Raw genomic sequence first — 21,607 nt, forward strand, 5'->3', positions numbered from 1 at the left:
GCCGTTGCGCATACCCAGCGCCTCAGCTGACCAGGCGAGCCGTTTGTGGGTCATACGCTACACCGGTAATAGACCCATCCCGAATGCGCTCAACCGCTTCATCAATCACATGCAGCGGCACTAGGAACCATTCCCTTGGCTTAACCGGATTGCCGAAGCGGTCTTCGATGGTTAAGTCCAGCTGCGCTGCGCCAAACAGGCGGTGGAAGATGTTTTCCAGCCGGGTACGGTTCAGGTTGTGAAGCTTGTAAGTCGCGACCACTTCCACATCGGCCAGCAGGTAGGTGGCATCCTTCGCGGCCGCCGCGATACGGGTTTCCACTCGGCCGCCGGTTACGCCGATCTTGTGGATCAGCTCGCGGTGCTCGGCTACGAATGGGTGGCTGGACTGGCTGCGCAGCACATAGATAGTGCCAGTCTCGATGTCGTCCGGCTCGGTTATGTCGCTGAATAGCGGGCCGGAATCTACCTTGATGAGCCGAGACCCGGCACGGCCGTCACTGTCTTTGTAGAGCGCCCGCTGCAAGGACCGTAATAGCAGATCGCTTTCCGTCTCATTGGAGTAGATGACGCGCAAGCGCCCATTTGTCTCCGCATTCGGCGTCCTGTAGGTGTCGCCCACTTCGGCAACATAGGCGATCAGTCCGCTCAAAATGAAGAAGTCCCCTGCTTCGATGCTGGCGTTCTTGCCAAAGGGCTTGGTTACCCACGATTTTTGTTTGAGGCCCGCTTCCACCTCATCAAACAGTGGCTTAAACCTCTCGAAGTCTTTACACGGGTTCCGGGCGGCAATTTCTTCTGCCGCCTTTATTGCCGCACTGGATCGCACATGCCGCAGCACGGTGATGTCGTCCTGATCGACGGACTCACTGCCGATGCCGAGCTCAGCGAGTAATGCGTCCTCATCCAGGTCGTCCACATTTACTGCGGCGGCCGCAGTACCTGACAGTAGGCCGTGACTATCAAAGCCTGCCAGTAGGGTTTGTGCCTCCGGCAGCTTGCGCAGCTGATCCAGGCGCACGGCATACAAACGCTCGAAGATGTCGCAATCCTCGCCATGCAGTGGGGCGCGGCCGTGGGTTTGATAGAAACGCTGAATGTCCTCGAAGCCAGCGATGATGCGTTCTTCGCGAGGGGTTCGGGTTGTTATCTTGAGTGAAGGGACTTCTATCCCCAGCGCATTCAGCAGCTCGTCATCGTTCATTTCAGCCATTGGCAGAGCCCTCCTGTGCCTTCGCTTGGGCACGATAGCGTGCGAAAGCTACCATGCCCTCGGCGATAGTCTTTTCCCAGGCGTCGGCGGAGTTGATGTCAGGCAGGCGGCCACGCTCGTTCTTGAACTGCAGGGCACGTTTTGCCAGGTCTCGTGCTTCGTCTTCGGGAATGCTCACCTTTTTGGCCGCAATGCTGGCCTGAACCTGACGCAGGGACTTTTCGTCCATCGCCTTCGCCAGTACCGCATAGGCGGCGTCGAAGGGGTTGATGCGGTCGATTAGATCAATGTCCAGCTCGCGTACGTTAATGAACTTGCGCACGCCATCCAGCAGAGCAGTGCTGCCTTGTAAGGTGTCACTCCCGTTGGCGTCGGCCTGAGCCAACATCAACTTGGCCTGCTGGGTAATGTTCATTGCGGCGATAGCGTGTTGGCGGATGGCTTCCTGGTCGACGTCGCTCAAATCGGGGTAACGCTCGCGCACGATTTTCCCCATGCGCAGTTGGGTCAGCTCTTCCGGCAAGGTATTTTCCTTGTCGAATAGGCCGCGTTCCAGCACGGTTTTGTCCTGCAGGAAGCTAGTCACTACTTCGTTCAAATCTTCTTTGCAGATGCGCGTGGCTTCAGTGCTTTGCGGCGTGGTCAGGCCATTGATCTCAACATGGAACTGGCCTGTGGTTTCATTCACGCCCAGGTTGGTGCCGCCCGGTTGATAGCCTTCACCATCGTTGTAAACAAAGCCCTCTTTCTCCCCGTGGTTCCTCGGGGTGAATTCATAGCGCGGAGCAAGCACCTGTTCCATCAGCAGGCTGGCGGAAATGGCTTTGAGCATATCGTTCACCGCCTCGGCAACGGCAGCTTGATCGGCCATAGGCTCGGCGATCAGGTTGGTGAAACGCGAGCGCTCCTTACCCTCGGCATCCCGCGTGGCACGGCCAATGATTTGTACGATTTCGGTCAGGCTCGAACGGTAGCCGATGGTCAGCGCATGCTCGCACCAGATCCAGTCAAAGCCTTCCTTCGCCATGCCCAGCGCGATGATTACATCCACGTTGTCGCGGTTGTTCTTCTGTGCCGGATCTTTCAGTGCGCCGAGCACTTTGGAGCGTCTGGCCGCGTCGCTGTCATCTACCAGGTCGGCCACTTTCAGCGTGCGGCCGTCCTTGGCTTTGATCAGGTGGAAGCCGGTCGCCGGGTCGACACCCTGCCAATCGCCCAGCGAACTCATGATCTCGTTGACCTCGCGTTCCTTGTCTTTGAGGCTCTCGCGGGCATTTACGTTTGGAATGTGGACGATGGTTTTCAGCGCCGGGTCCAGCACCTTGGCGACCGCATCCACGTACCTCCCAGTGTAGAAGAAGTAGCCAATATCCAGCGACTTGAGCCAGCGATAGCCGTTTAGCTGCTCGTAGTAGGTGTACGTCACCGTCTCAAACTTGTTCTCTTCCGACGGGGCCAGCACGGCCGCGCTGTCGCCACGGAAGTAGGAGCCGGTCATGGCAACGAGGTGTACCTTGTCGCGGTTGATGAACGCGCTCAGTTGGCTGCCCAGTTTGTTGTCTGGGTTGGCAGAAACGTGGTGGAACTCATCGATGGCAATTAGGCGGTTGTCGAACGCGTCGATGCCCAACTCTTCCACGGCAAAGCGGAAGGTGGCGTGGGTGCAGACCAGCACCTTGTCGCTGCTGTCTAGGAAGGCGCGCACGGCGTCCACCTTGGACTTGGCCACACGCGGCTCATCGATGCCTGGGGCATTGCACAGGTTCCACTGCGGAGCCACCACCCAGTCCCAGTAGAAACCATGCTGGCTCAGCGGCTCATCGGCAAAGCTGCCGCCAATGGAGCGCTCGGGCACTATGACGATGGCCTGTTGCAGGTTCTGGTTATGCAGCTTATCCAAGGCGATAAACATCAGTGCGCGAGACTTGCCCGATGCGGGGGGCGATTTGATCAGCAGGTACTGTTCGCCGCGCTTGGTATAGGCGCGCTCTTGCATGGTGCGCATGCCCAGCTCATTTGCCTTGCTGGATGCCCCAGTGTGCGCTGTAGCAATGGATACCGACGGCACCGTGTAGCTGTTGGTCGGGTTGGTGGTGTTCGTCACTGTGATTCGTCCTCCATGAGGGTGCCGTCGCCCGCCAGTTCACGTTCGATCTGTTCAATGCTGGGCAAGCTGGTTTGCAATTCTGCAGGCAGAGATTCGAGCAATTTGTACTCGGCAATGCCCATGGGCTGGGTCTTATCGCCCAGCGCATATTCCGCCACGATCTTGTTTTTGCTCTTGCAGAGCAAAAGGCCGATGGTGGGGTTGTCGTGTTCATCTTTGACCTGGCGATCCACCGCAGTCATATAAAATCCAAGCTGGCCCAGGTGCTCGGGCTTGAACTTGCCGGCTTTGAGCTCGATCACCACATAGCAGCGCAGCTTGAGGTGGTAGAACAGCAAGTCAATGAAGAATTCGTCGCCGCCTACATCCAGCACTACCTGCCGCCCGACAAACGCAAAGCCTGCGCCCAGCTCCAACAGAAACTCGGTGACGTGTTTGACCAGGGCGTGTTCGATTTCGCGTTCCTGCGCCTCATCGCGCAGGCCGAGGAAGTCAAACCGATACGGATCTTTCAACGACTCGCGGGCCAGGTCCGACTGCACCTTGGGCAAGCTGACGTCGAAGTTAGTGACCGCCGTGCCACTGCGCTCCAACAGGCGGGTTTCGATATGGATGTTCAGCACATTGCGTGACCAACCGTGCGCAATCGCGCTCTGGGCATAGGCCAGGCGCTGCTGTGAGTCTTTTAGCCGGGTCAGCAGTACCAGGTTGTGCCCCCAGGGCAATTGTCCAACAGCCTGTTGGACAATTGCGGCATCCGGCCAGGCCTCGGCAAAGGCGCGCATATACATCAGGTTGGCGCGGGAAAATCCCTTCATCTCAGGAAAGGCGGTGCGCAGGTCATGGGCCAGCCGCTCGATCACCTTGGCCCCCCAGCCCTGCTGTGCCTGCCGGGTCAAAATATCGTTGCCGATCTGCCAGTAGAGCAGCACCAGTTCGCGGTTTACCGCCAGCGTGGCGCGCTGCTGGGCGCTATGGATGCGGCCTTTGAGGTCTGCTAACCACTCGCCGTAGCCCTCGGGTGGTGTGGTCAGGCTAGCAGGGGTGTCGTTCATGCCATTTTCCCTCGTAGCTTCTTCGGCGTGGCCTTTGCTGTGTCTGCTGTCATCTTGGTGTAGAGATCAAACAGCTTCTCCAGTCGTTCGGTGTCGTTCTTGAAGCGACGACCGATATAGATACGCTCCAGCACTTCATCGTTGTGCTCGTGGGCACGGCGAAGGTTCTCAGGCATGGTGTCTGGGTCATACAGGTCGGCGATGGTGGCGGGGAAGTGTGCTTCGCGGGCCAGCAGAATATCTTCAGCGCAGCGGGTCAGGTCGACCTTGTTTTGCTCTGTGAGCCTCGGCACTGGGAAGGTGTTCCAGCCAAGTGTGTTGGAGTAGCGGAAGTCCGTTTTCATTTTTCCGCAGACGGTGCCAATCCAAACGAGGTGCAGGCGGGAGGCGATGAGGGCCATGTTCCAAAGTGGGGCGTCGTAGAGGGCAAGTGCAAGATTTGAGACGCGCACGTCACTCGTCAGCAAACCGCAAGGGAGATAAGCGCGGCGCTCCGACGAGACGCTTGGAATGATGATGGTGTGGTCGTTTCCGATGATAGTCCGTTCAAACTTGTAGGGTGTGTCGAGGCCGGCACGGCCACGTTCACTGCCATGCAGACGATATTCTCGTATGCGGTCAAGCCTCGCCTTGATGGGCGGAATTGAAAAGGCGATCTGCGCTTGTTCGTCAGTTATCCAGAGACAGTACCGTTCTAGGCCATTGATGAACTCTTTGGAGCCAAGGATCGGCTTTATTAGAGGCGCTGCCTCAGGATAAGAGTCCAGCAAATCCCTTGCCTCATCGGGCGTGAGCAACAGATTTCCCTGATCTCTCGGGATGTTCCCGCCAAACATGGTCGATACACCAGAGATGGGATCATTCGCCCGCTCGACGATGATATTTTTGCCGGGCGCGAGATATAAGTTGATGCTTTCAACTTCTTTTCGCTCTTCACCGTCGAAGATGTATTTCTGTTTGACGCCTAAATTGGCCACGCCAACAATTATGCAGGTGACTTGCGCGTTCCTAGCAGCGTTGTTACCCCAGAGAAAAGCTTTGTGGCCAAAGAAAATCTCTTGCCCCGCCATGACTATTCTCGGCCACACCAGCGGAACCTGAACACCTTGGCAGATAGAGTTCGTAGAAACGAAGGCGAATCGGCCTCCGCTGCGAATGTAGTCTGATGCTTTCCAAAGCCACCCAGTGATGTAATCGACAGCGCGCACGTCTTTTTTGGTAAGGCTTTTTATGTCGCTCTTCTGCTCTTTCGATTGATATTTGTCGCCAATATACGGCGGGTTACCGCAGATGTACGTCTCGCCTCCTTCGTTTTCGAAGGCGATTTCAGATTGGTCCAATGGCACGTCGAACAAATCGTTCGCTGCCAGCTTCACGCTAGTCCCCGTCGGCGGGCACACCGCCAACCAATCCAGCCGCAGCGCATTGCCGCAGACAATCCAATTCTGTGAGTCTAACGGTAGAAATTCAGCTAAAGCATCCTGCTGCCCGCGATACAACACATCGCACTGAAACTCAGCAATGATAAGGGCCAGTCGGGCAATTTCTGCCGGAAAGTCGCGTAGCTCGATGCCGCGGAAATTGGTCAGCGGTATTTCGGACTTATTGTGAGCTTCGCCCCGGCGACGATTGATCTCCGCCTCGATATCGCGCATCTGCTTGTAGGCAATGACCAGGAAATTGCCGGAACCGCATGCTGGGTCAAATACGCGGATGCGCGCCATACGCTTGCGCAGGTTAAGCAGCTTGGCCTTGTTGTCGCCCGCTGCCTCCAGCTGAGCACACAGATCATCCAGAAATAGTGGGTTTAATACTTTCAGGATGTTGGGCACGCTGGTGTAGTGCATGCCCAGTGCGCCGCGCTCTTCATCATCGGCCACGGCCTGAATCATGCTGCCGAAAATGTCTGGGTTGATTTTTTGCCAGTTCAGGTTGCCGGCGTGCAGCAGGTAAGTACGCGCCATGCGCGTAAAGCGCGGTACTTCAGTGCTTCCAGAGAACAAGCCGCCATTCACATACGGGAATTTGTTGGCCCAGCCAGGCAAGCGCGGTTCTGCACCGGCACGCTCGGCCAACTTGAGGTTCATAGCGCGGAAGATTTCCGACAGCACCTGGGCGGTGTTGGAGCCGTCGCGCTCGCTGTAGTGCTCAACCGTCGTGGTAAACAGTCCGTCGCCAGTGAAGATATCTGTGTCTTCAGCAAAAAAGCAGAACACTAACCGAGACATAAAATGGTTCATGTCATGGCGGCGTTCGGTCTTGGCCCAGTCCGGGTTCTCGTTCAGCAGTTCGACGTACAGCTTGTTCAGGCGGCTGGTGGCACGCACGTCGATGGGGTTGTCTTTGATCTCCTTGATGGTGGAGATGCCGGCCAGCGGCAGCAGGAAGCCGAAGTGGTTGGGAAAGTCAGGGTAGTCGCAGGTGATGGTTTCACCCGTGATCAGTTCTTCGGCCTCCAGCGTTTGCCCGTCGGTGGAGAGGATGAACTTGGCTTTAGCTTTTATGGTGGCCGGGCTGGCGCGCAAGGCCTTGAGCGTTTCGCCCACGGTGCCAGGCTCGCATGCGGCGATATGAATGTTGCTGCGCAGTAGTACGCCGCCAGGTACATCCGAGGCGTTGTTGTTGCCAGCGCGCAGGCGCTTGAGCGCGGTTTCCTTGTTGCCGAATGCGGCCAGGAAGGTGAACGGGAACTCCGCCGCGTCAAAGGGCTCTAGGGCCAGGTCCGAAATGGCGGACTCAATTTCTACTGCATTCATGGTTTACCACTGTCCAGATCGCTGATGCGCGAAGGCGGCGATTTTAGCCGCTAAAATTTTTGGGCGAGGGTCACATCCCGGCCGGCACATGCCGCTCTGTCGGCCTGGCGTCAGCATCGCAACTCAGCTCTGCTCAGTCGCCTCGGTTTATGCTGGATGCCACTGGATTCGACAGCCGAGCGCCCTGAGCCAGTGAATGGGGAATCAATCATTACACGATGCCGGGGATGATAAAGGAAGGCGCTTCTGCAATGCGAAAAAGCGGCAAATGGGCTGGTGGGTTTCGTCGAATCGAGCTTACGGTAGCTGCCCGTAACCCAAAATGGCTTCGGGGCTTTCACTCAGGAGGTTGCGTCGCCCCCAGAACTACTCTTTTTTATTTTATCTTTCTTTTTAGCGGCTCAGCCTGAGCTGTATTCCAACGCGACGGAGCTCTAGGTGAGCTCCATCCAGATGGTACACAGCTCAGGTTGATACGTGTCACTCTGAGCTGTGTATAAGATCACCACGGCGATTGAGGTTTCTACGCAGCGTTTCTCGAATGCCGGCTGGCAGTCGATCTAGGTCGGTGTGCAATGAGCCTAAATCGATCTGGGAATTACCACCTGCCAGATTGATTTGTATATTCAGACGCTCGATATTCAGTGTTCGCGTACTTGCGAGATCGCCAGCGATCATGGCTTTTTTAAGCTCAGTAACGGTCTGCTGGGCGCGGTCCGGCACGTAATCCCAGGTTACTACGGTATGTGGTAAGCCGGCCTCAGTGACCTGGACCTTTTCGCGTAGCATGTAGTGATTGGATCGGCCGAACTTTTTCTTTGCAATGAAACCTGCTTTTTCGAGAACCCCTAATGCCCGTTTGACCTGTGCCTGACTGACTCCAGACTGTTCGGAAATCCGTTGGATGCCCGGTTTCGATAATCCATGGTCGAAATTGGCGTGTGCCTTGATGACGGCATAAACCGTAAATGCATGGGGCCCGATTCGGGCGACATCACCCTGATCGATCATGGCCCTAAAGACATGAAACCACTGAGTCTGTGCGCGCAGTGGGGCGGAGGTGTTAGTCATTGTTATGCCTCCCACGTAACTGTACGCGCGGCCGGCTCAGGATCCAGGCAGATATCTCCGTGCTGAGCCAGCCAACCGATCTGCTGCTGCCTAGATCATATGGAGCAGGGAATTTTCCCGCTGCTATGTCGCGATAGATCGTGGATCTCTTTTTCCCGACAGCGAGTTCAACCTCGGGCAGGCGAAGGAAGCGCGGTTCCTCTGGGCTGGGTGCAATAGTTTGTGCTGACATTTAACTGGTGCTCAGGCGGTGGCGTTGCAGCGGTCCTCAAGTACTGCAATACGCATATGTGTTGGGAGTGGCGCTCGGATTTTCCTACTGCAAAGCAGGGATGTTTGTCGGGCCTCGTGTTACGGGCCTCCGAGGTTTATTGCCGGCTTCAGCTGTGCGCATGACAGCTGAAGCTGTGTCTTTGGCGTGGGGGAGAGGAAAGACCCTGCTGGTACGGAATAGGAGTCCATACGTTTCTTTAGCAGCCTTGTTGCAGGCGAGCAGGCGCAAAAGGCCTGCGAGATGCTGGCGATACCCCGATGAGGTACCCAGAAAGTCCATTTGCTAACAGCAGATGGACTTCGGATTCTTAACGCCGTAACTGGGGCAGCGTGACGATCCCATGGAGTCCTATGAACGTCCGAGGGATGCCTGATTTTTACCAAGCGGGAATCGGTATTGCAAGCCCAGGCAGTGAGCTCAGGCCTTGATCGCATCTAGGTAATCTGACCAGCGCTGCATCATGTCGCGTCGTTCTGGCAGAAATGACGTTCGGTCGTACGCCCGTCCCAACGGATTTTTTACCGTGTGAGCAAGCTGATGCTCCAGGAGATCGGGGCGAAATCCCAGCACCTCAGCACCTATGGTTCTCGCTGTTGCACGAAAGCCGTGCCCAGTCATTTCGTCGCCGCTGATGTCCATGCGGCGTAACGCGCTGAGAACGGCATTGTTGGACATCGGTCGGTCGCCTCCTCGGGCCGAGGGGAAGGTATACCGATGCCTGCCGGTGAGCGGTTTCAGTTCGCGTAGAACAGCGACTGCTTGTTGGCTGAGGGGAACCAGGTGATCTGGGCGATCCTGTTTGGTAGCAGTTAGCCCTTTCATCTTGTGACCAGGAATCAACCACTCGCCAGCATCCAGATTGACCTCCGACCATTCCATATGTCGAAGGTCTCCGGGCCGGCAGAACAGCAACGGGGCCAGTTTTAAGGCACAACAGACAGGCATTGTTCCGCTGTAGCTATCTAGTGCTTTAAGCAGTGCGCCGAGTTTTTCAGGATCGGTCACGGCAGCAAAATGTTTCACCCGCTTGGCTGGGAGCGTACGTGAGAGATTGCCAATCTGGTTGGGTGGGGTGATACCGGCAGCTTCGGCGAACTCGAAAATCTGTTTGTAGATTTGGGCTACACGACGTGCCGTCTCGCGAGCACCGCGCTTGATGATGCGCTGGAGGTTTTCGACCAGCATGGGCGTGCTGATGCTGCTGATCGGAAGTTTTCCCAACCAGGGGTAGGCATTGAGCTCAAGGCGCTGCCTTACTGTGCGGGTGTACTCCGGATCCCAGGAGGATTCGCGAACAGTGAGCCATTGCTTGGCGACCGATTCAAAGGTGTGCTGGTGATCGAGCTGGCTGACCACTTTGGCCATGCGTCTTTGCAGCGAAGGGTCTTGGCCGCCGGCAAGCTGAACACGAGCGTCATCACGCTTGCGACGAGCATCCTGTAAGCCGACCTCTGGGTAAACGCCAAGAGCAAGGCGTTTTTCCTTGCCCAGAAAGCGGTACTTCAAGCGCCAGTAACGGCCTCCATTAGGCTGCACTTCAAGATACAAACCCTGTTCGTCATACAGCCGGTAGGGCTTGTCCTGGGGCTTGGCGTTGCGGCAGTTGGTGTCTTTCAAGGGCATTGGGGGCACATCCTCTCCGAGCGAGCTGATGAGCGTTTTATGCCCCCATATGTGCCCCCGTCAACCGTGGGATGCCCTGGGATTAGATAGCAAAACGTGGGCAATAAAAAAGCCGTAAAGCTTTGATTTCTCTGGGCTTTACGGCTTTTCTGGGTCTTCCTGGGAAGACAAAATGGTGGAGCCGGGGGGATTTGAACCCCCGTCCGCCAGCTCTCCGCTATCGGTTCTACATGCTTAGCCAGATCTACTGAGTTAACTCCGCGCCGCCCGATTGGCAGGGTGCTTGGAGCGAGCTGTATGAGTTTTAGCCGTTACGTCTACAGCGAACTTGGCGGCGATCCTGTTCTGTCTGACAGTCATTTCGGGTTTACAGGCATCCCCTAGTGACCGCTGGAGCCGAAGCTACCAGATGAAGGTTAGGCGGCTAGCGCGTACCCTTCGTAGTTGTCGTCGTTGGCAACTATAAGTTTGCAACAGTTTATTTACGAGTTCTGTTACCAACTCGGCATGCCCCTCAAGTTTTGTTACCGGCGTCGAATCCTAATCGGCCCCTGGTGACGCTTGTGGTGCGGGGCGCGAGTGTACGGCGATCTCTCTGCGCTGTCGATCAGTTTGTAGCCATGCTGGTTACAAAATGTACAGCTCGGCTGCGGCAGGATCGTTCGCACGATCCCGCCGGCCTGGCTTAGTTGCCGGCGCCGGAACCGGAGCCGCTGGTGCCGCCGCTACCGGTGCTGCCTGGGCCTTTCAGCTCTTGCAGTGCCTTGGTGGAGTGCGCGATGCAAGCTTCGGTGTCGCCCGATTGCTGGGCTTGGCGGGCCTGTTTAACGTACTCGTCGACCTGGCTCTTGGCCGGCTCACCCAAGGTGGCGGTGTTGGTGGCCATGTTGTCGTCGATTTCCTGCAGGTTGAGCTGGCACAGGTCGTCTTGGGCGAAGACGGCCGGGCTGGCGAGCAGTACCGCGGATGCGAGCAGTGCATGAACTTTCATTGTGGGTCCTCCAGTCTTATGGACTTCCCGGGCCTGCCAGATACCAACTGAAACGGCGGCGCCGAGTCGAATCGAACCCGTCAGGGGCTCTAAAATTCCGACTGCGATTGCGCGTGAGCGTTCATCGAAACGCCACAAACGAAACGGCCGCGCTTCGCTGAGCGGGGCCGTAGTGCCTTTTCTAGAGCGGCTGCGTGGTTGTTTTGCTACGCGTTACGCGGTCCACCAAGTAGACCAGCCCGTGGTAGTCGATCTCGCCATGACGCGACAGGCCGATCTCGCAGGTGCGGCTGGTGGAAATGCCTTCCTCGCAGATCTGCACGGCGTCTTTCAGGCTGCGTAGAGCGTGGCCGTTCAGTTCTGGCGTGGTGAAGCCCTTGTCACCGGCGAAGCCGCAGCAATGGATGCCTTCGGGCACCACGACTTCCCTGGCGCAGCGACGAGCGATATCAATCAGCGCCTGTGCTTCCCCAAGGTGCTGGGTGCTGCAGGTGACGTGCACGGCGATCGCCTTTTCCTGCGGGACGAAGTCCAGCTTGTCGAGCAGGTGCGTGCGGATGAAGCGCACCGGATCGTACACGTCGAGGCGCTGATCGGTCAGGCCCTGGACCAGGCGGAGCGTGCAGGGGCTGGTATCGCAGTAGATTGGGTCGAGCCCGCCGCGGCTGGCCTTGAGCAGCGCGTCGAGCATTTCCTGACGCTTACGCTCGCCCTGTTCAGCGTAACCCTTGGAAGCAAACGGCTGGCCGCAGCACAGATCGTTCAGCTGCTCGGGGAAGATCACCTGGTAGCCGGCCTTTTCCAGGAGGCTGCGGGTCTTGTCGAGCAGCGGCTCCTGCTCCTGATCGCGTGCGGCCGGCGCCATGGCACGAGAAACGCAGGCCGCCAGATAGACCACACGTGGGCGCTCATCCTGAGCGGCGGGCTGGGGCAGGTGCAGGCGCTGCAGGGGCTGCGGCATGGCCGGTGTCCACTGCGGAACGCGGCCCTTGCTGACGTTGCTCATGGTTGCGGACAGCTTGGCCAGGCGCTTGGTGCCGAGGATGATGTGCGCGCCGTTGGCGGCATGCAGCATGAAGCGGGTGCCCTGTACGGCGGTGCTGAAATGGTCGGCCAGCCAGTTGGCGGTTCCGGTTTTGCTCGCTTCACGCCCGCGCAGCTTGCGCACCAGATCGCCAGTGTTGATGCCGACCGGGCAGCGCTGGGCGCAGAGGCCGGTGGCGGCGCAGGTTTCCACGCCGTGGTAGTGGTAGAGGCGTTCGATTTCCGTGGTATCGACACCGGCACGCTTGCGTGCCTGGATATCGCGCCAGATGACGATGCGCTGGCGTGGGGTGAGGGTCAGCCCGTTGGATGGGCAGACCGGCTCGCAGAAACCGCACTCGATGCACTTGTCGACGATCTCGTCGGCGGCCGGCATCGGCTTGAGGTTCTTCAGGTGGATGTCCGGGTCTTCGGAGAGCACTACGTCCGGGTTGAGGATGCCGGTGGGGTCGAGCAGGCGCTTGATCTTCCACATCAGCGCGTAGGCTTCGCTGCCCCATTCCAGCTCGACGAAGGGCGCCATGTTGCGCCCGGTGCCGTGTTCGGCCTTGAGCGCACCGCCGAATTCGACGGCGACCAGCTGCGCCACTTCGCCCATGAAGGCTTCGTAACGGGCGACCTGCGCCGGATCATCGAAGCCCTGGGTGAAGACGAAGTGCAGGTTGCCCTCCAGCGCGTGGCCGAAGAGGATCGCCTCGTCGTAGCGGTGCTTGTCGAGCAATTCAATCAGCCGGTTGACGCCCTCGGCCAGGCGCTCGACGGGGAAGGTGACGTCCTCGATGATCACCGTGGTGCCGGTCTGGCGCACGGCGCCAACTGCCGGGAAGGTGTCCTTGCGGATCTTCCAAAGCTGGTTGTAGACCACCGGGTCTTCGCTGAAGTCGACCTGCTTTTCCACCGGGAAATGCGCGATGGAGGTCATGATCAGGTTGATCTGCTCGTGCAGCAGCGACTGGCTGGCGGCGCGCGATTCGATCAAGAGTGCGCAGGCGGTCGGCGACAGTTCCTTCACCCACTCGGGCATGCCGGCCTTGTGTTCGACCGAGCGCAGACTGCGGCGGTCGAGCAGCTCCACGGCCGACACCGGCTGCTGCTTGAGCACCGGTACGGCCAGGCAGCAGGTTTCCACGTCAGGGAACACCACCAGCGCGCTGGCTTTGTGCGGATGATCCGGCACGGTGTCGTAGGTCACCGCGCTGATGAAGCCCAGCGTGCCTTCGGAACCGACCATCAGGTGGCTGAGGATATCCAGCGGCTCGTCGTAGTCGACCAGCGCATTGAGCGAGAAACCGGTGGTGTTCTTCAGTCGGTACTTGTGGCGGATCTTCGCGGCCAGTTCGGTGTTGGCGCGGGTTTCGCGGCCCAGCTCGGCCAGCTGTTCGAGCAGCGCCGCATGGCTCTGGCGGAAGGCGGCAACGCTGGAGGCATCCTCGCTGTCGACCACGGTGCCATCGGCCAGCACGACGCGCAGGCCGGCGAGGGTTTTGTAGGTGTTCTGCGCCGTGCCGCAGCACATGCCGCTGGAGTTGTTGGCGACGATTCCGCCGATCTTGGCGGCGTTGATCGAGGCCGGATCAGGGCCGATCTTGCGCTGAAATGGCGCGAGCACGGCGTTGGCGTTGGCACCGATTACGCCCGGCTGCAGGCGGATCTGCTCGCCGCCGTTGCGAATCTCGCGGCCGTTCCAGTTGTCGCCGAGGACGATCAGCACCGAGTCGCTGATCGCCTGGCCGGACAGGCTGGTGCCGGCGGCGCGGAAGGTCACCGGGACGTTTTCCGCATGGGCCAGCTTGAGCAGCGCGATCACCTCGGCTTCGGATTCGACGCGCACCACCAGTTTGGGAATCAGCCGGTAGAAGCTTGCGTCGGTACCGAAGGCGAGGGTGGAGAGCGGGTCGTCGAAGCGCCGCTCGACCGGGATCAGACGTTCGACTTCGCCGAGGAACACTGCCGGCAAAGGCGCGCGTTCGATTTGGGCCGGCGCGTTCATGCGTCCTCCAGGATCAGCAGGATCAGATCCTTCGGGCCGTGGGCGCCATAAGCCAGCACCTGTTCGATGTCGGCGGTTTTCGACGGGCCGGAAACCAGCAGCGCATTGGTCGGCATGCCAGCGGCCCACTGGAACTTCTGCTGGATCTCGTAGAAGTTGTCGTGGATTTCGCTGGCCTTGAGGATGGCGAAGTGCACCGGTGGCACCAGGCTCATAAGGCGCGGCTCCTCGCGGGTCGGCCACATGATCAGACTGCCGGTGGAGGCGATGGCGCCGAGTGTGCCGGTGAGGCTCGCCGGAGTATCGTTGAACAGCTCGTCCTTCCAGTCCTCGACCGGGCGGTCGTAGGCCTTCAGCGTCGGCAGGCCTTCACGGCCGGCGCAATGCTCGGTGAAGCGCTGGCCGTACGGCGTGGTCGGGGCGATCAGCAGGCTCGGCAGCTGGCGGTCGTGCAGCAGCTGTTCGAGCAGGGCGGGCCAACCGGCGTCGGTGGTCAGGTGAATCTCGGTATGCACCGCTTCCATCAGCTGGCGCAAGCGGGCAATGCGCTGCTCGGGCGCGTAGCTCCAGGGCTGGGTGACCAGCGATACGTCGTAGTCATCGACGATAGGCGTGGTGCCTTCCAGGCTCTTTTTCAGCTTGGCGAGGATATTGGCCTTGGCGCTCATCGCTTGCCCTCCAGGTGCTCGCGGGCCAGCTCGTGCAGCGAGCGGGCGGCAGGTTTCGGTGCGCTGTGGTTCTGCGTCCAGGGGCCGATGTTCGATGGCGTCAGGCCGCGCAGACGGGTGGCGAAGAAGCCGAACACGCGGTACAGCGTCGGGCTGGTGTTGAGCAGGCGCCAGCCGGCCCACATCAGCCGTTCCTGCTTCGAGTATTTGCTGCCCTGGCCGCGCATGACCTTGTGCGGATCGTCCGGCGCCTTGACGTTCTCCTCACGCAGGCGCCGCAGGATGGACGGAATCGGGATCTTCACCGGGCAGACCTCGCCGCAGGCGCCGCACAGCGACGAGGCGCTGGGGTGATCCGGCACCTTGTCCAGGCCGACCATGTGCGGCGTGATGATCTTGCCGATCGGTCCGGGATAGACCTCGCCGTAGGTATGGCCGCCGACGCGGGTGTACACCGGGCAATGGTTCATGCAGGCGCCGCAGCGGATGCAGTTCAGCGTCTGGCGCAGCTCGCTGTCGGCGAAGGCCTGGCTGCGGCCATTGTCCAGCAGGATCAGGTGCACTTCCTGCGGGCCGTCGAGCTCATCGGCCTTGCGCGGGCTGGAGATCATGTTGACGTAGGTGGTGATCGGCTGGCCCAACGCCGAGCGAGTCAGCAGCGAGAGCAGCGGGACCACGTCGCGCAGGTTTTCCACGACCTTCTCGATCCCGGTGACGGCGATATGTACCGGCGGCACACCGGTGGACATGCGCCCGTTGCCCTCGTTTTCCACGAGCAGCAGGGTGCCGGTCTCAGCCACCGCGAAGTTCACCCCGGAGACGCCGATATCGGCCTCGAAGAACTTCTGGCGCAGCGTGCGGCGGCCGATCTGAATAAGTTGGTCGACGTCCTTGGTGTACTCCACGCCGAGTTTCTCGTGGAATAGGGACGCGACCTGGGCGGCGTTCTTGTGGATTGCCGGCATGATGATATGGGAAGGCTTTTCGTGGTCGAGCTGGACGATGTACTCGCCCATGTCCGATTCCAGGCATTCGATGCCATGGCCTTCGAGGAAATGGTTCATCTCCATCTCTTCGCTGACCATCGATTTGCCCTTGATCACCTGCTTCGCCTCGTGGGCGCGGGCGATCTCGAGGACGATGTTGTTCGCCTCTTCAACCGTCTCCGCCCAGTGCACTTTCACACCATTGCGGGTCAGGTTGGTTTCCAGCCGCTCGAGCAGTTCGGGCAGCTTGGACAGTGCGCGGGCGCGGATGCGGTTGCCCATCTCGCGCAGCCGCTCGCGTTCGTCGGCATCGCTGAAGGCCACGGCACGCTTGGTCATCAGCGAGTCCATGGCGGTACGGAAGTTGCGCCGTAGCTGGTCGTCCTTCAGGGATTTGCGCGCGCGGGCGCGGAAATCCGGGTCACCGGCGTTCTCGATCTGTATCGCGGGGATACGCTGTTCGGCGTTCATCGGGCACCTCCGGTGCGTTGCCAGAGGAAGGTCGCCAGATGCTGACCGCGCAGGGCTTCACGCTGCTTCTCCAGCGAACCGTTGATGTTCATCAGACAGCCGCAGTCGGCGCTGATCACCTGATGCGCGCCGGATTCCTTCAGTGCGCGGGTCTTGTCCAGCACCATGGCGCCGGAGATGTCGGGCATGCGCACGCTGAAGGTGCCGCCGAAGCCGCAGCATTCGCTTTCGTGGTCATGCTCGACGCGTTCGACCTGGCCCAGCTGTGCGAGCAGGGCGCGGCCGTGCAGGTGGGTGTTCATCTCGCGGCGGGCCGAGCAGGAGGTATGCAGGGCAACCTTGGTCGGCGTGCCGGCGTCCTTGAATTCGACCTTGCAGACGTTGAGCAGGAACTCGGCCAGCTCGAAGGTGCGCTCGGCCAGCGCTTGTGCCTTCTTCAGCGTGGCCGGCTCGTCCTTGAACAGGTCCAGATAATGGTGGCGCAGCATCCCGGCGCAGGAACCGGACGGGACGACCACGGGCCAGTCGTTGGCGAACAGATCCAGTTGCGCCCGTGCGACGTTGCGTGCCTCGTCGGTGTAGCCGCTGGTGTAGGCCGGCTGGCCGCAGCAGGTCTGACCCTGCGGGAAGTGCACGGTCAATCCTTCGCGCTCGAGCAGGCGGATGGCATCCAGGCCAGCCTCGGGATAGAACAGGTCGACCACGCAGGTACCGAACAGATAAACCTGGCTCGGCTTGGCGGGGTATTCGCGCGGCTTTGGCAGCGGCGGCGCGACGCGGGTAGCGTTCGGCGCAGCATCGTAGAAGAGTTCGCTCATCGGCTTGGTCTCCGGGTTAGCCCGGTTATCCGCAAACAGGCTTTTGAAAAACTATCTGCGTTTGGCAATGCGTCGTTAAAGCAGCCTCAGAATGCTCATTTAGGAACCTGAACTCGTATGCGAGCCCAGTCCTTTCTTCGGCTGCTTTGCCTCGTCTTGCCTGTCTCGCCTACGTTTTTCAATGGCCCTGTCAGGTGCGGTTTCTGGAATGCAACCGTGCCCCCAGATGGGGGCACGGTTCCTGTTTCTTACACGCCGACCAGTGGGTCGGTCACGCCTAGCACGTAGATGGCGATCAGGCCGATCACCCCCGTGAACAGCACGTAGTACAGCGTAGGCCATATGGTCTTGCGCAGCGTGGAGCCTTCGCGACCGAGCAGGCCGACGGTAGCGGATGCCGCCACCACGTTGTGGATCGCAACCATGTTGCCCGCCGCAGCGCCAACAGCCTGGGTGGCAACTACCATCGCGCCGGAAATTCCGAGCGACTGTGCAACGCCAAACTGGAACTGGCTGAACATCATGTTGCTGACGGTGTTGGAGCCAGCGAGGAATGCACCCAGAGCGCCCACCGACGGCGCCAGCAGCGGGTAGATGCTGCCAACGCTATCGGCGACGTAGCGCGCCATGACGATCGGCATGCTGGCCAGTTCGGCACCGTTGACGCCCGAGTTGATCAGGATGCGCACCATCGGCACGGTGAACAGCAGTACGAAGCCAGCGCTGAGCAGCACGCTGCTGGACTCCTTGACGGCGGCCTTGAGTTCCGAGGCGCGCATGCCGTGCAGGAAGAAGGTGATTAGCACCACTGCGACCAGAATCCCGCCTGGCAGATACAGCGGCTCGATCCCGGCGCTGACGCCAGCTTCGCCAAGGATGTTGGCAAAGGCGATGGATACCGATTTAAGCGCGGCAGACACCTGCGGGAACACACGGCTGATTACCAGCAGTGCACCCACCAGCACATAGGGCAGCCAGGCGCGGAAGGCGCTCATCGGGCGGGCGGCCATCTCGTCCAGCTTCATTTCGATGGTGCCCAGCCATTCAGCTGGCCATTCCTTGGCGTCGGCGAAGTCCCAGGTGGTCTTCGGCGTCAGGAACTTGAAGCGAGCGGCAGTGGTAACGATCGCCAGGCCCACCAGGCCGCCGAGCAGCGACGGGAATTCCGGGCCGAGGAAGATGCCGGTGGCAGCGTAGGGCAGGGTGAACGCCAGGCCGGCGAAGATCGCGAACGGCAATACTTCGAAGCCGGCTTTCCAGCTTTTCTCCTTGCCGAAGAAGCGCGTCAGCATCAGCACCATGACCAGCGGCATTACTGTGCCGACGATGGCGTGGGTGATCGCCACACTGCTGGTGATCTGCTGCAGGTAGGCGTTCCAGCTGGACCCCTGCGCAACCAGTTGCGCGCCGATGGTGGCGGTATCCAGGCCGCTGTTGATGCCCACGACGATCGGCGTACCGACCGCGCCAAAAGACACCGGCGTGCTTTGCACCAGCATGCCGAGCAGGACTGCAGCCATTGCCGGGAAGCCGACCGCAACCAGCAGCGGTGCGGCGATGGCGGCCGGAGTGCCAAAGCCGGAAGCGCCTTCGATGAAGCAACCGAACAGCCAGGCGATGATGATGGCCTGGATGCGGCGGTCAGGGCTGATGGTGGTGAAACCGGCACGAATGGCGGTGATGCCGCCGGAATGCTTGAGGGTGTTCAGCAGCAGGATTGCGCCGAAGATGATCCACAGCAGGCCCAGGGTGATCACCAGGCCTTGCAGCGTCGAGGCGATGATGCGGTTGACGCTCATGTCCCAGACGAACAGCCCGATGGCTGCGGTGAACAGGAAGACCAGCGGCATGGCGCGGCTGGCGGGCCAGCGCAGACCGATCAGCATGATTGCTGCGAGCAGAATGGGTGTGAAGGCGAAAAGTGCGAGCAGTCCGTTGGACATGTCAGGCTTCCCCTGCGGTTCGGTTCAGATGGGGCCCTGAGCGGACCGTGGAGTAGTTTTTGTGCGCAGATCTCATGCTGAGTCCTCTTATTTTTAGACCACTCTGTAAAGTGGTAATACCAATTAACAGAAGTGAATGGCCAGCGTAAGAGCTGCGTATAGGGTCGTCAATTAGCTAGCTATAGACTTTGGTCGCAACAGCCGGCCTTGTGCAGATACGCGGTCATGGCTAGCATTTTCGGATTGGTATGACCATTCGGGGTGGCTATGGACGTGGGGATGGTGCGGCAGCGGCGGCTAGCGGACGATATCGTCGCGCAGCTGGAAACCATGATTCTCGAGGGCACGCTCAAGGCGGGTGAGCGTCTGCCTGCGGAGCGCGCCCTGGCTGAAAGCTTTGGTGTTTCGCGGCCTTCGCTGCGCGAAGCGATTCAGAAGCTCGCGGCCAAGGGGCTGCTGGTCAGCCGGCATGGCGGAGGTACGTTCGTCGCCGAGTCGCTAGGCTCGACGTTTAGTGATCCGTTGCTGCATCTGCTGGAAAACAACAGCGATGCGCAGCGCGACTTATTGGAGTTTCGCCACACGCTCGAGGGCAGCTGCGCCTACTACGCAGCGCTGCGTGCGACCGAGGTGGATCGGAAGCGGCTCACCGAAGCCTTTGCCGCATTGCAGGACTGCTACGCCCGGGAAGGCAAGGTCTCCCGGGCGGAAGAGGGCGCAGCCGATGCCCAGTTCCATCTCGCCATTGCCGAAGCCAGCCACAACGCGGTGCTGCTGCATACCATTCGTGGCCTGTTCGACCTGCTCAAGCGCAACGTGGTGACCAATATCGGCGGCATGTACGCCCTGCGTGACGAAACGCGGGACATGCTGATGAGCCAGCATCGCGAGTTGTACGAGGCGATCATGGCCAGGCGAGCGACCGAGGCGCGGGAGGTCATTCATCGGCATATCAATTACGTGCAGGAAGTGCTGGCTGAAGGTCAGCAGGAGGCTCAGCGTCTGGCGCGCGCGCAGCGCAGGCAGGGAGAGCGGATGCAGAAGGAAGGGTGAGAGCGGAGCCGGCACTTGCCTGCCGGCTCGGGTACTGCCGCGTGGGCTTATCGGGCCATGCGACGGGCGCGGCTCAGTCGTCCTTGCCCTTGGTGCGCATCGCGCGCTGGATCTCCCGATCGGAATCGCGTTCCTTCTCGGTGTGGCGCTTGTCGTACTCCTTCTTGCCTTTGCCGAGGGCAATCTCGCACTTGATCATGTGCTTCTTCCAGTACAGCGACAGCGCTACGCAGGCGTAGCCTTTCTGCTGTACGGCGCCGAACAGCTTGCCCAGCTCGCGCTTGTTCAGCAGCAGCTTGCGGGTGCGGGTCGGGTCGGCAATGACGTGTGTGCTGGCGCTGGTCAGCGGCGTGATGTGCGCACCCATCAGCCAGGCTTCGCCATCCTTGAGCAGGACGTAGCTGTCGACCAGCTGAGCCTTGCCGGCGCGCATGCTCTTCACTTCCCAGCCGGCCAGGACGAGGCCCGCCTCGAATTTCTGTTCGATGAAGTAGTCGTGTAGCGCTTTCTTGTTCAGCGCGATGGTCCCGGGGGACTGTTTCTTCTGTTTGGCCATAGGGGCCGCATTATAGGGAGTCCCGCTGCGGCTGGCGACAGCCTGCAAGAGCGCTGGCGGCAGAAACTTGAGGGGCAGCCGTTAATCCCCGACAATGTGCCCCGCTTTGCGCTGAGCCGCTTCCCGGGTGTCGCCCGGAAGCCGCGGTTGCGGGCTGGCTGCGCCAACTTTTGGATGGCGCGCAATGAAACGACGACGTAGAAGGTCCGCATGACGACGCACATTCAACGTTCCGCGCTGCTGCCGTACCCGGCCCAGGCGCTGTTCGACATGGTCAACGACGTAGCCAGCTACCCGCAGTTCCTGCCCTGGTGTTCAGCGACTGAGGTGCTTTCCAGCAGCGAGACCGAAATGCACGCCAGCATGACGGTGGCGAAGGCCGGGTTGAGTCAGCGCTTCATGACGCGTAACGCGCTGGAGTTCGGCAAGCGGATCGAGATGACGCTTGAGGAAGGCCCATTCAGCCATCTTCATGGCATCTGGGAATTCAAGGCCCTGGGGGAAAAGGCCTGCAAGATCAGTCTGGATCTGACCTTTGATTACGCCGGGCCGTTGGTCAAGGCGACCCTTGGGCCGTTGTTCAATCAGGCCGCCAATACCTTGGTCGATGCCTTCTGCGAGCGGGCGAAGCAGCTATATGGATAAGCAATCGATTGCGGTCGAAGTGGTCTATGCCCTGGCCGACAAGCAGAAGCTGCTGCAGATGACCGTGCCCGCGGGCACCACCGTGCGCGAGGCGGCCTTGCGTTCGGGAATGGATGCGCACTTCCCGGGGCTCGATCTGGCCGCAGCTCCGTTGGGTATCTTCGGCAAGGCCGTGCCCAAGCCCGATGAGCGCGTGCTCGAGGAGGGTGAGCGCGTGGAGATCTACCGGCCGCTGATTGCCGACCCGAAAGAGGTGCGCAAACAGCGCGCCGCACGGGCAGCAAAGAACAAGGCCGAAGACGCTTGAATATGCTGAAACAAAAACGCCCGGGCTAGCCGGGCG

Annotated in this window: 17 protein-coding genes and 1 other RNA gene; 3 read left to right on the plus strand and 15 right to left on the minus strand. The window is 60.0% G+C overall.

Going from position 1 to position 21,607, the window contains the following annotated elements:
- Nucleotides 1-22 precede the first annotated feature (22 nt).
- From LW136_RS04505 to LW136_RS04570, 14 genes are all read right to left on the minus strand, one after another.
- Nucleotides 23-1,213 (minus strand): GIY-YIG nuclease family protein, encoded by a 1,191-nt coding sequence (locus LW136_RS04505; protein ID WP_042926699.1) that lies wholly within the window; start codon nucleotides 1,211-1,213, stop codon nucleotides 23-25.
- On the minus strand, nucleotides 1,206-2,942 hold the full coding sequence (locus tag LW136_RS04510; protein ID WP_234174707.1) for a DEAD/DEAH box helicase: 1,737 nt from the start codon (nucleotides 2,940-2,942) through the stop codon (nucleotides 1,206-1,208). The genes LW136_RS04505 and LW136_RS04510 overlap by 8 nt, the downstream gene beginning before the upstream one ends.
- A 371-nt stretch (nucleotides 2,943-3,313) precedes the next feature.
- Nucleotides 3,314-4,375, minus strand: a complete 1,062-nt coding sequence (locus LW136_RS04515; RefSeq protein WP_042926695.1) for a PDDEXK nuclease domain-containing protein — start codon at nucleotides 4,373-4,375, stop codon at nucleotides 3,314-3,316.
- Nucleotides 4,372-7,131, minus strand: coding sequence for a class I SAM-dependent DNA methyltransferase (locus LW136_RS04520; RefSeq protein WP_042926692.1), 2,760 nt, complete (start codon nucleotides 7,129-7,131; stop codon nucleotides 4,372-4,374). The genes LW136_RS04515 and LW136_RS04520 overlap by 4 nt, the downstream gene beginning before the upstream one ends.
- A gap of 480 nt (nucleotides 7,132-7,611) precedes the next feature.
- On the minus strand, nucleotides 7,612-8,202 hold the full coding sequence (locus LW136_RS04525; RefSeq protein WP_042926691.1) for a helix-turn-helix domain-containing protein: 591 nt from the start codon (nucleotides 8,200-8,202) through the stop codon (nucleotides 7,612-7,614).
- Nucleotides 8,195-8,434, minus strand: coding sequence for a helix-turn-helix transcriptional regulator (locus LW136_RS04530; protein ID WP_081262886.1), 240 nt, complete (start codon nucleotides 8,432-8,434; stop codon nucleotides 8,195-8,197). Before LW136_RS04530 ends, LW136_RS04525 begins: the two co-directional genes overlap by 8 nt.
- A 459-nt stretch (nucleotides 8,435-8,893) precedes the next feature.
- A complete protein-coding gene (locus LW136_RS04535; RefSeq protein WP_042926690.1) occupies nucleotides 8,894-10,099 on the minus strand; it encodes a tyrosine-type recombinase/integrase in 1,206 nt (401 codons plus the stop codon).
- A 173-nt stretch (nucleotides 10,100-10,272) separates the two neighbouring features.
- Nucleotides 10,273-10,651: a transfer-messenger RNA gene (ssrA, locus tag LW136_RS04540) on the minus strand.
- Between the two features lie 133 nt (nucleotides 10,652-10,784).
- Nucleotides 10,785-11,090 carry a hypothetical protein gene (locus LW136_RS04545; RefSeq protein ID WP_014819211.1) on the minus strand — a complete coding sequence of 102 codons (306 nt, stop codon included), beginning with the start codon at nucleotides 11,088-11,090 and terminating at the stop codon, nucleotides 10,785-10,787.
- Nucleotides 11,091-11,271: 181 nt separating this feature from the next.
- On the minus strand, nucleotides 11,272-14,124 hold the full coding sequence (locus LW136_RS04550) for an FAD-binding and (Fe-S)-binding domain-containing protein (RefSeq protein WP_234174708.1): 2,853 nt from the start codon (nucleotides 14,122-14,124) through the stop codon (nucleotides 11,272-11,274).
- Nucleotides 14,121-14,792 carry a LutC/YkgG family protein gene (locus tag LW136_RS04555; RefSeq protein WP_044314327.1) on the minus strand — a complete coding sequence of 224 codons (672 nt, stop codon included), beginning with the start codon at nucleotides 14,790-14,792 and terminating at the stop codon, nucleotides 14,121-14,123. Before LW136_RS04555 ends, LW136_RS04550 begins: the two co-directional genes overlap by 4 nt.
- The gene (locus LW136_RS04560; protein ID WP_090523091.1) at nucleotides 14,789-16,249 is read right to left on the minus strand and encodes a LutB/LldF family L-lactate oxidation iron-sulfur protein; all 1,461 of its coding nucleotides are present in this window, start codon (nucleotides 16,247-16,249) and stop codon (nucleotides 14,789-14,791) included. The genes LW136_RS04555 and LW136_RS04560 overlap by 4 nt, the downstream gene beginning before the upstream one ends.
- The gene (locus tag LW136_RS04565) at nucleotides 16,246-17,067 is read right to left on the minus strand and encodes a (Fe-S)-binding protein (protein WP_014819215.1); all 822 of its coding nucleotides are present in this window, start codon (nucleotides 17,065-17,067) and stop codon (nucleotides 16,246-16,248) included. Before LW136_RS04565 ends, LW136_RS04560 begins: the two co-directional genes overlap by 4 nt.
- 248 nt (nucleotides 17,068-17,315) lie before the next feature.
- Nucleotides 17,316-19,010 carry an L-lactate permease gene (locus LW136_RS04570; RefSeq protein ID WP_045667110.1) on the minus strand — a complete coding sequence of 565 codons (1,695 nt, stop codon included), beginning with the start codon at nucleotides 19,008-19,010 and terminating at the stop codon, nucleotides 17,316-17,318.
- Between the two features lie 267 nt (nucleotides 19,011-19,277).
- Here LW136_RS04570 and LW136_RS04575 point away from each other — a divergent pair, with 267 nt between their 5' ends.
- On the plus strand, nucleotides 19,278-20,063 hold the full coding sequence (locus LW136_RS04575; protein WP_041016108.1) for a GntR family transcriptional regulator: 786 nt from the start codon (nucleotides 19,278-19,280) through the stop codon (nucleotides 20,061-20,063).
- 73 nt (nucleotides 20,064-20,136) lie between these two features.
- On the opposite strand, the gene smpB is transcribed toward LW136_RS04575, so the two are convergent.
- Nucleotides 20,137-20,619, minus strand: coding sequence for an SsrA-binding protein SmpB (gene smpB, locus LW136_RS04580; protein WP_003299438.1), 483 nt, complete (start codon nucleotides 20,617-20,619; stop codon nucleotides 20,137-20,139).
- 210 nt (nucleotides 20,620-20,829) lie between these two features.
- On the opposite strand from smpB, the gene LW136_RS04585 reads away from it, so the two are divergent.
- Both LW136_RS04585 and LW136_RS04590 read left to right on the plus strand, forming a co-directional pair.
- Nucleotides 20,830-21,264 carry a type II toxin-antitoxin system RatA family toxin gene (locus LW136_RS04585; protein ID WP_014819218.1) on the plus strand — a complete coding sequence of 145 codons (435 nt, stop codon included), beginning with the start codon at nucleotides 20,830-20,832 and terminating at the stop codon, nucleotides 21,262-21,264.
- On the plus strand, nucleotides 21,257-21,571 hold the full coding sequence (locus tag LW136_RS04590; RefSeq protein WP_014819219.1) for an RnfH family protein: 315 nt from the start codon (nucleotides 21,257-21,259) through the stop codon (nucleotides 21,569-21,571). Before LW136_RS04585 ends, LW136_RS04590 begins: the two co-directional genes overlap by 8 nt.
- Nucleotides 21,572-21,607 lie beyond the last annotated feature (36 nt).

This window comes from Stutzerimonas kunmingensis (assembly GCF_021432085.1).
Taxonomy (GTDB): Bacteria; Pseudomonadota; Gammaproteobacteria; order Pseudomonadales; family Pseudomonadaceae; genus Stutzerimonas.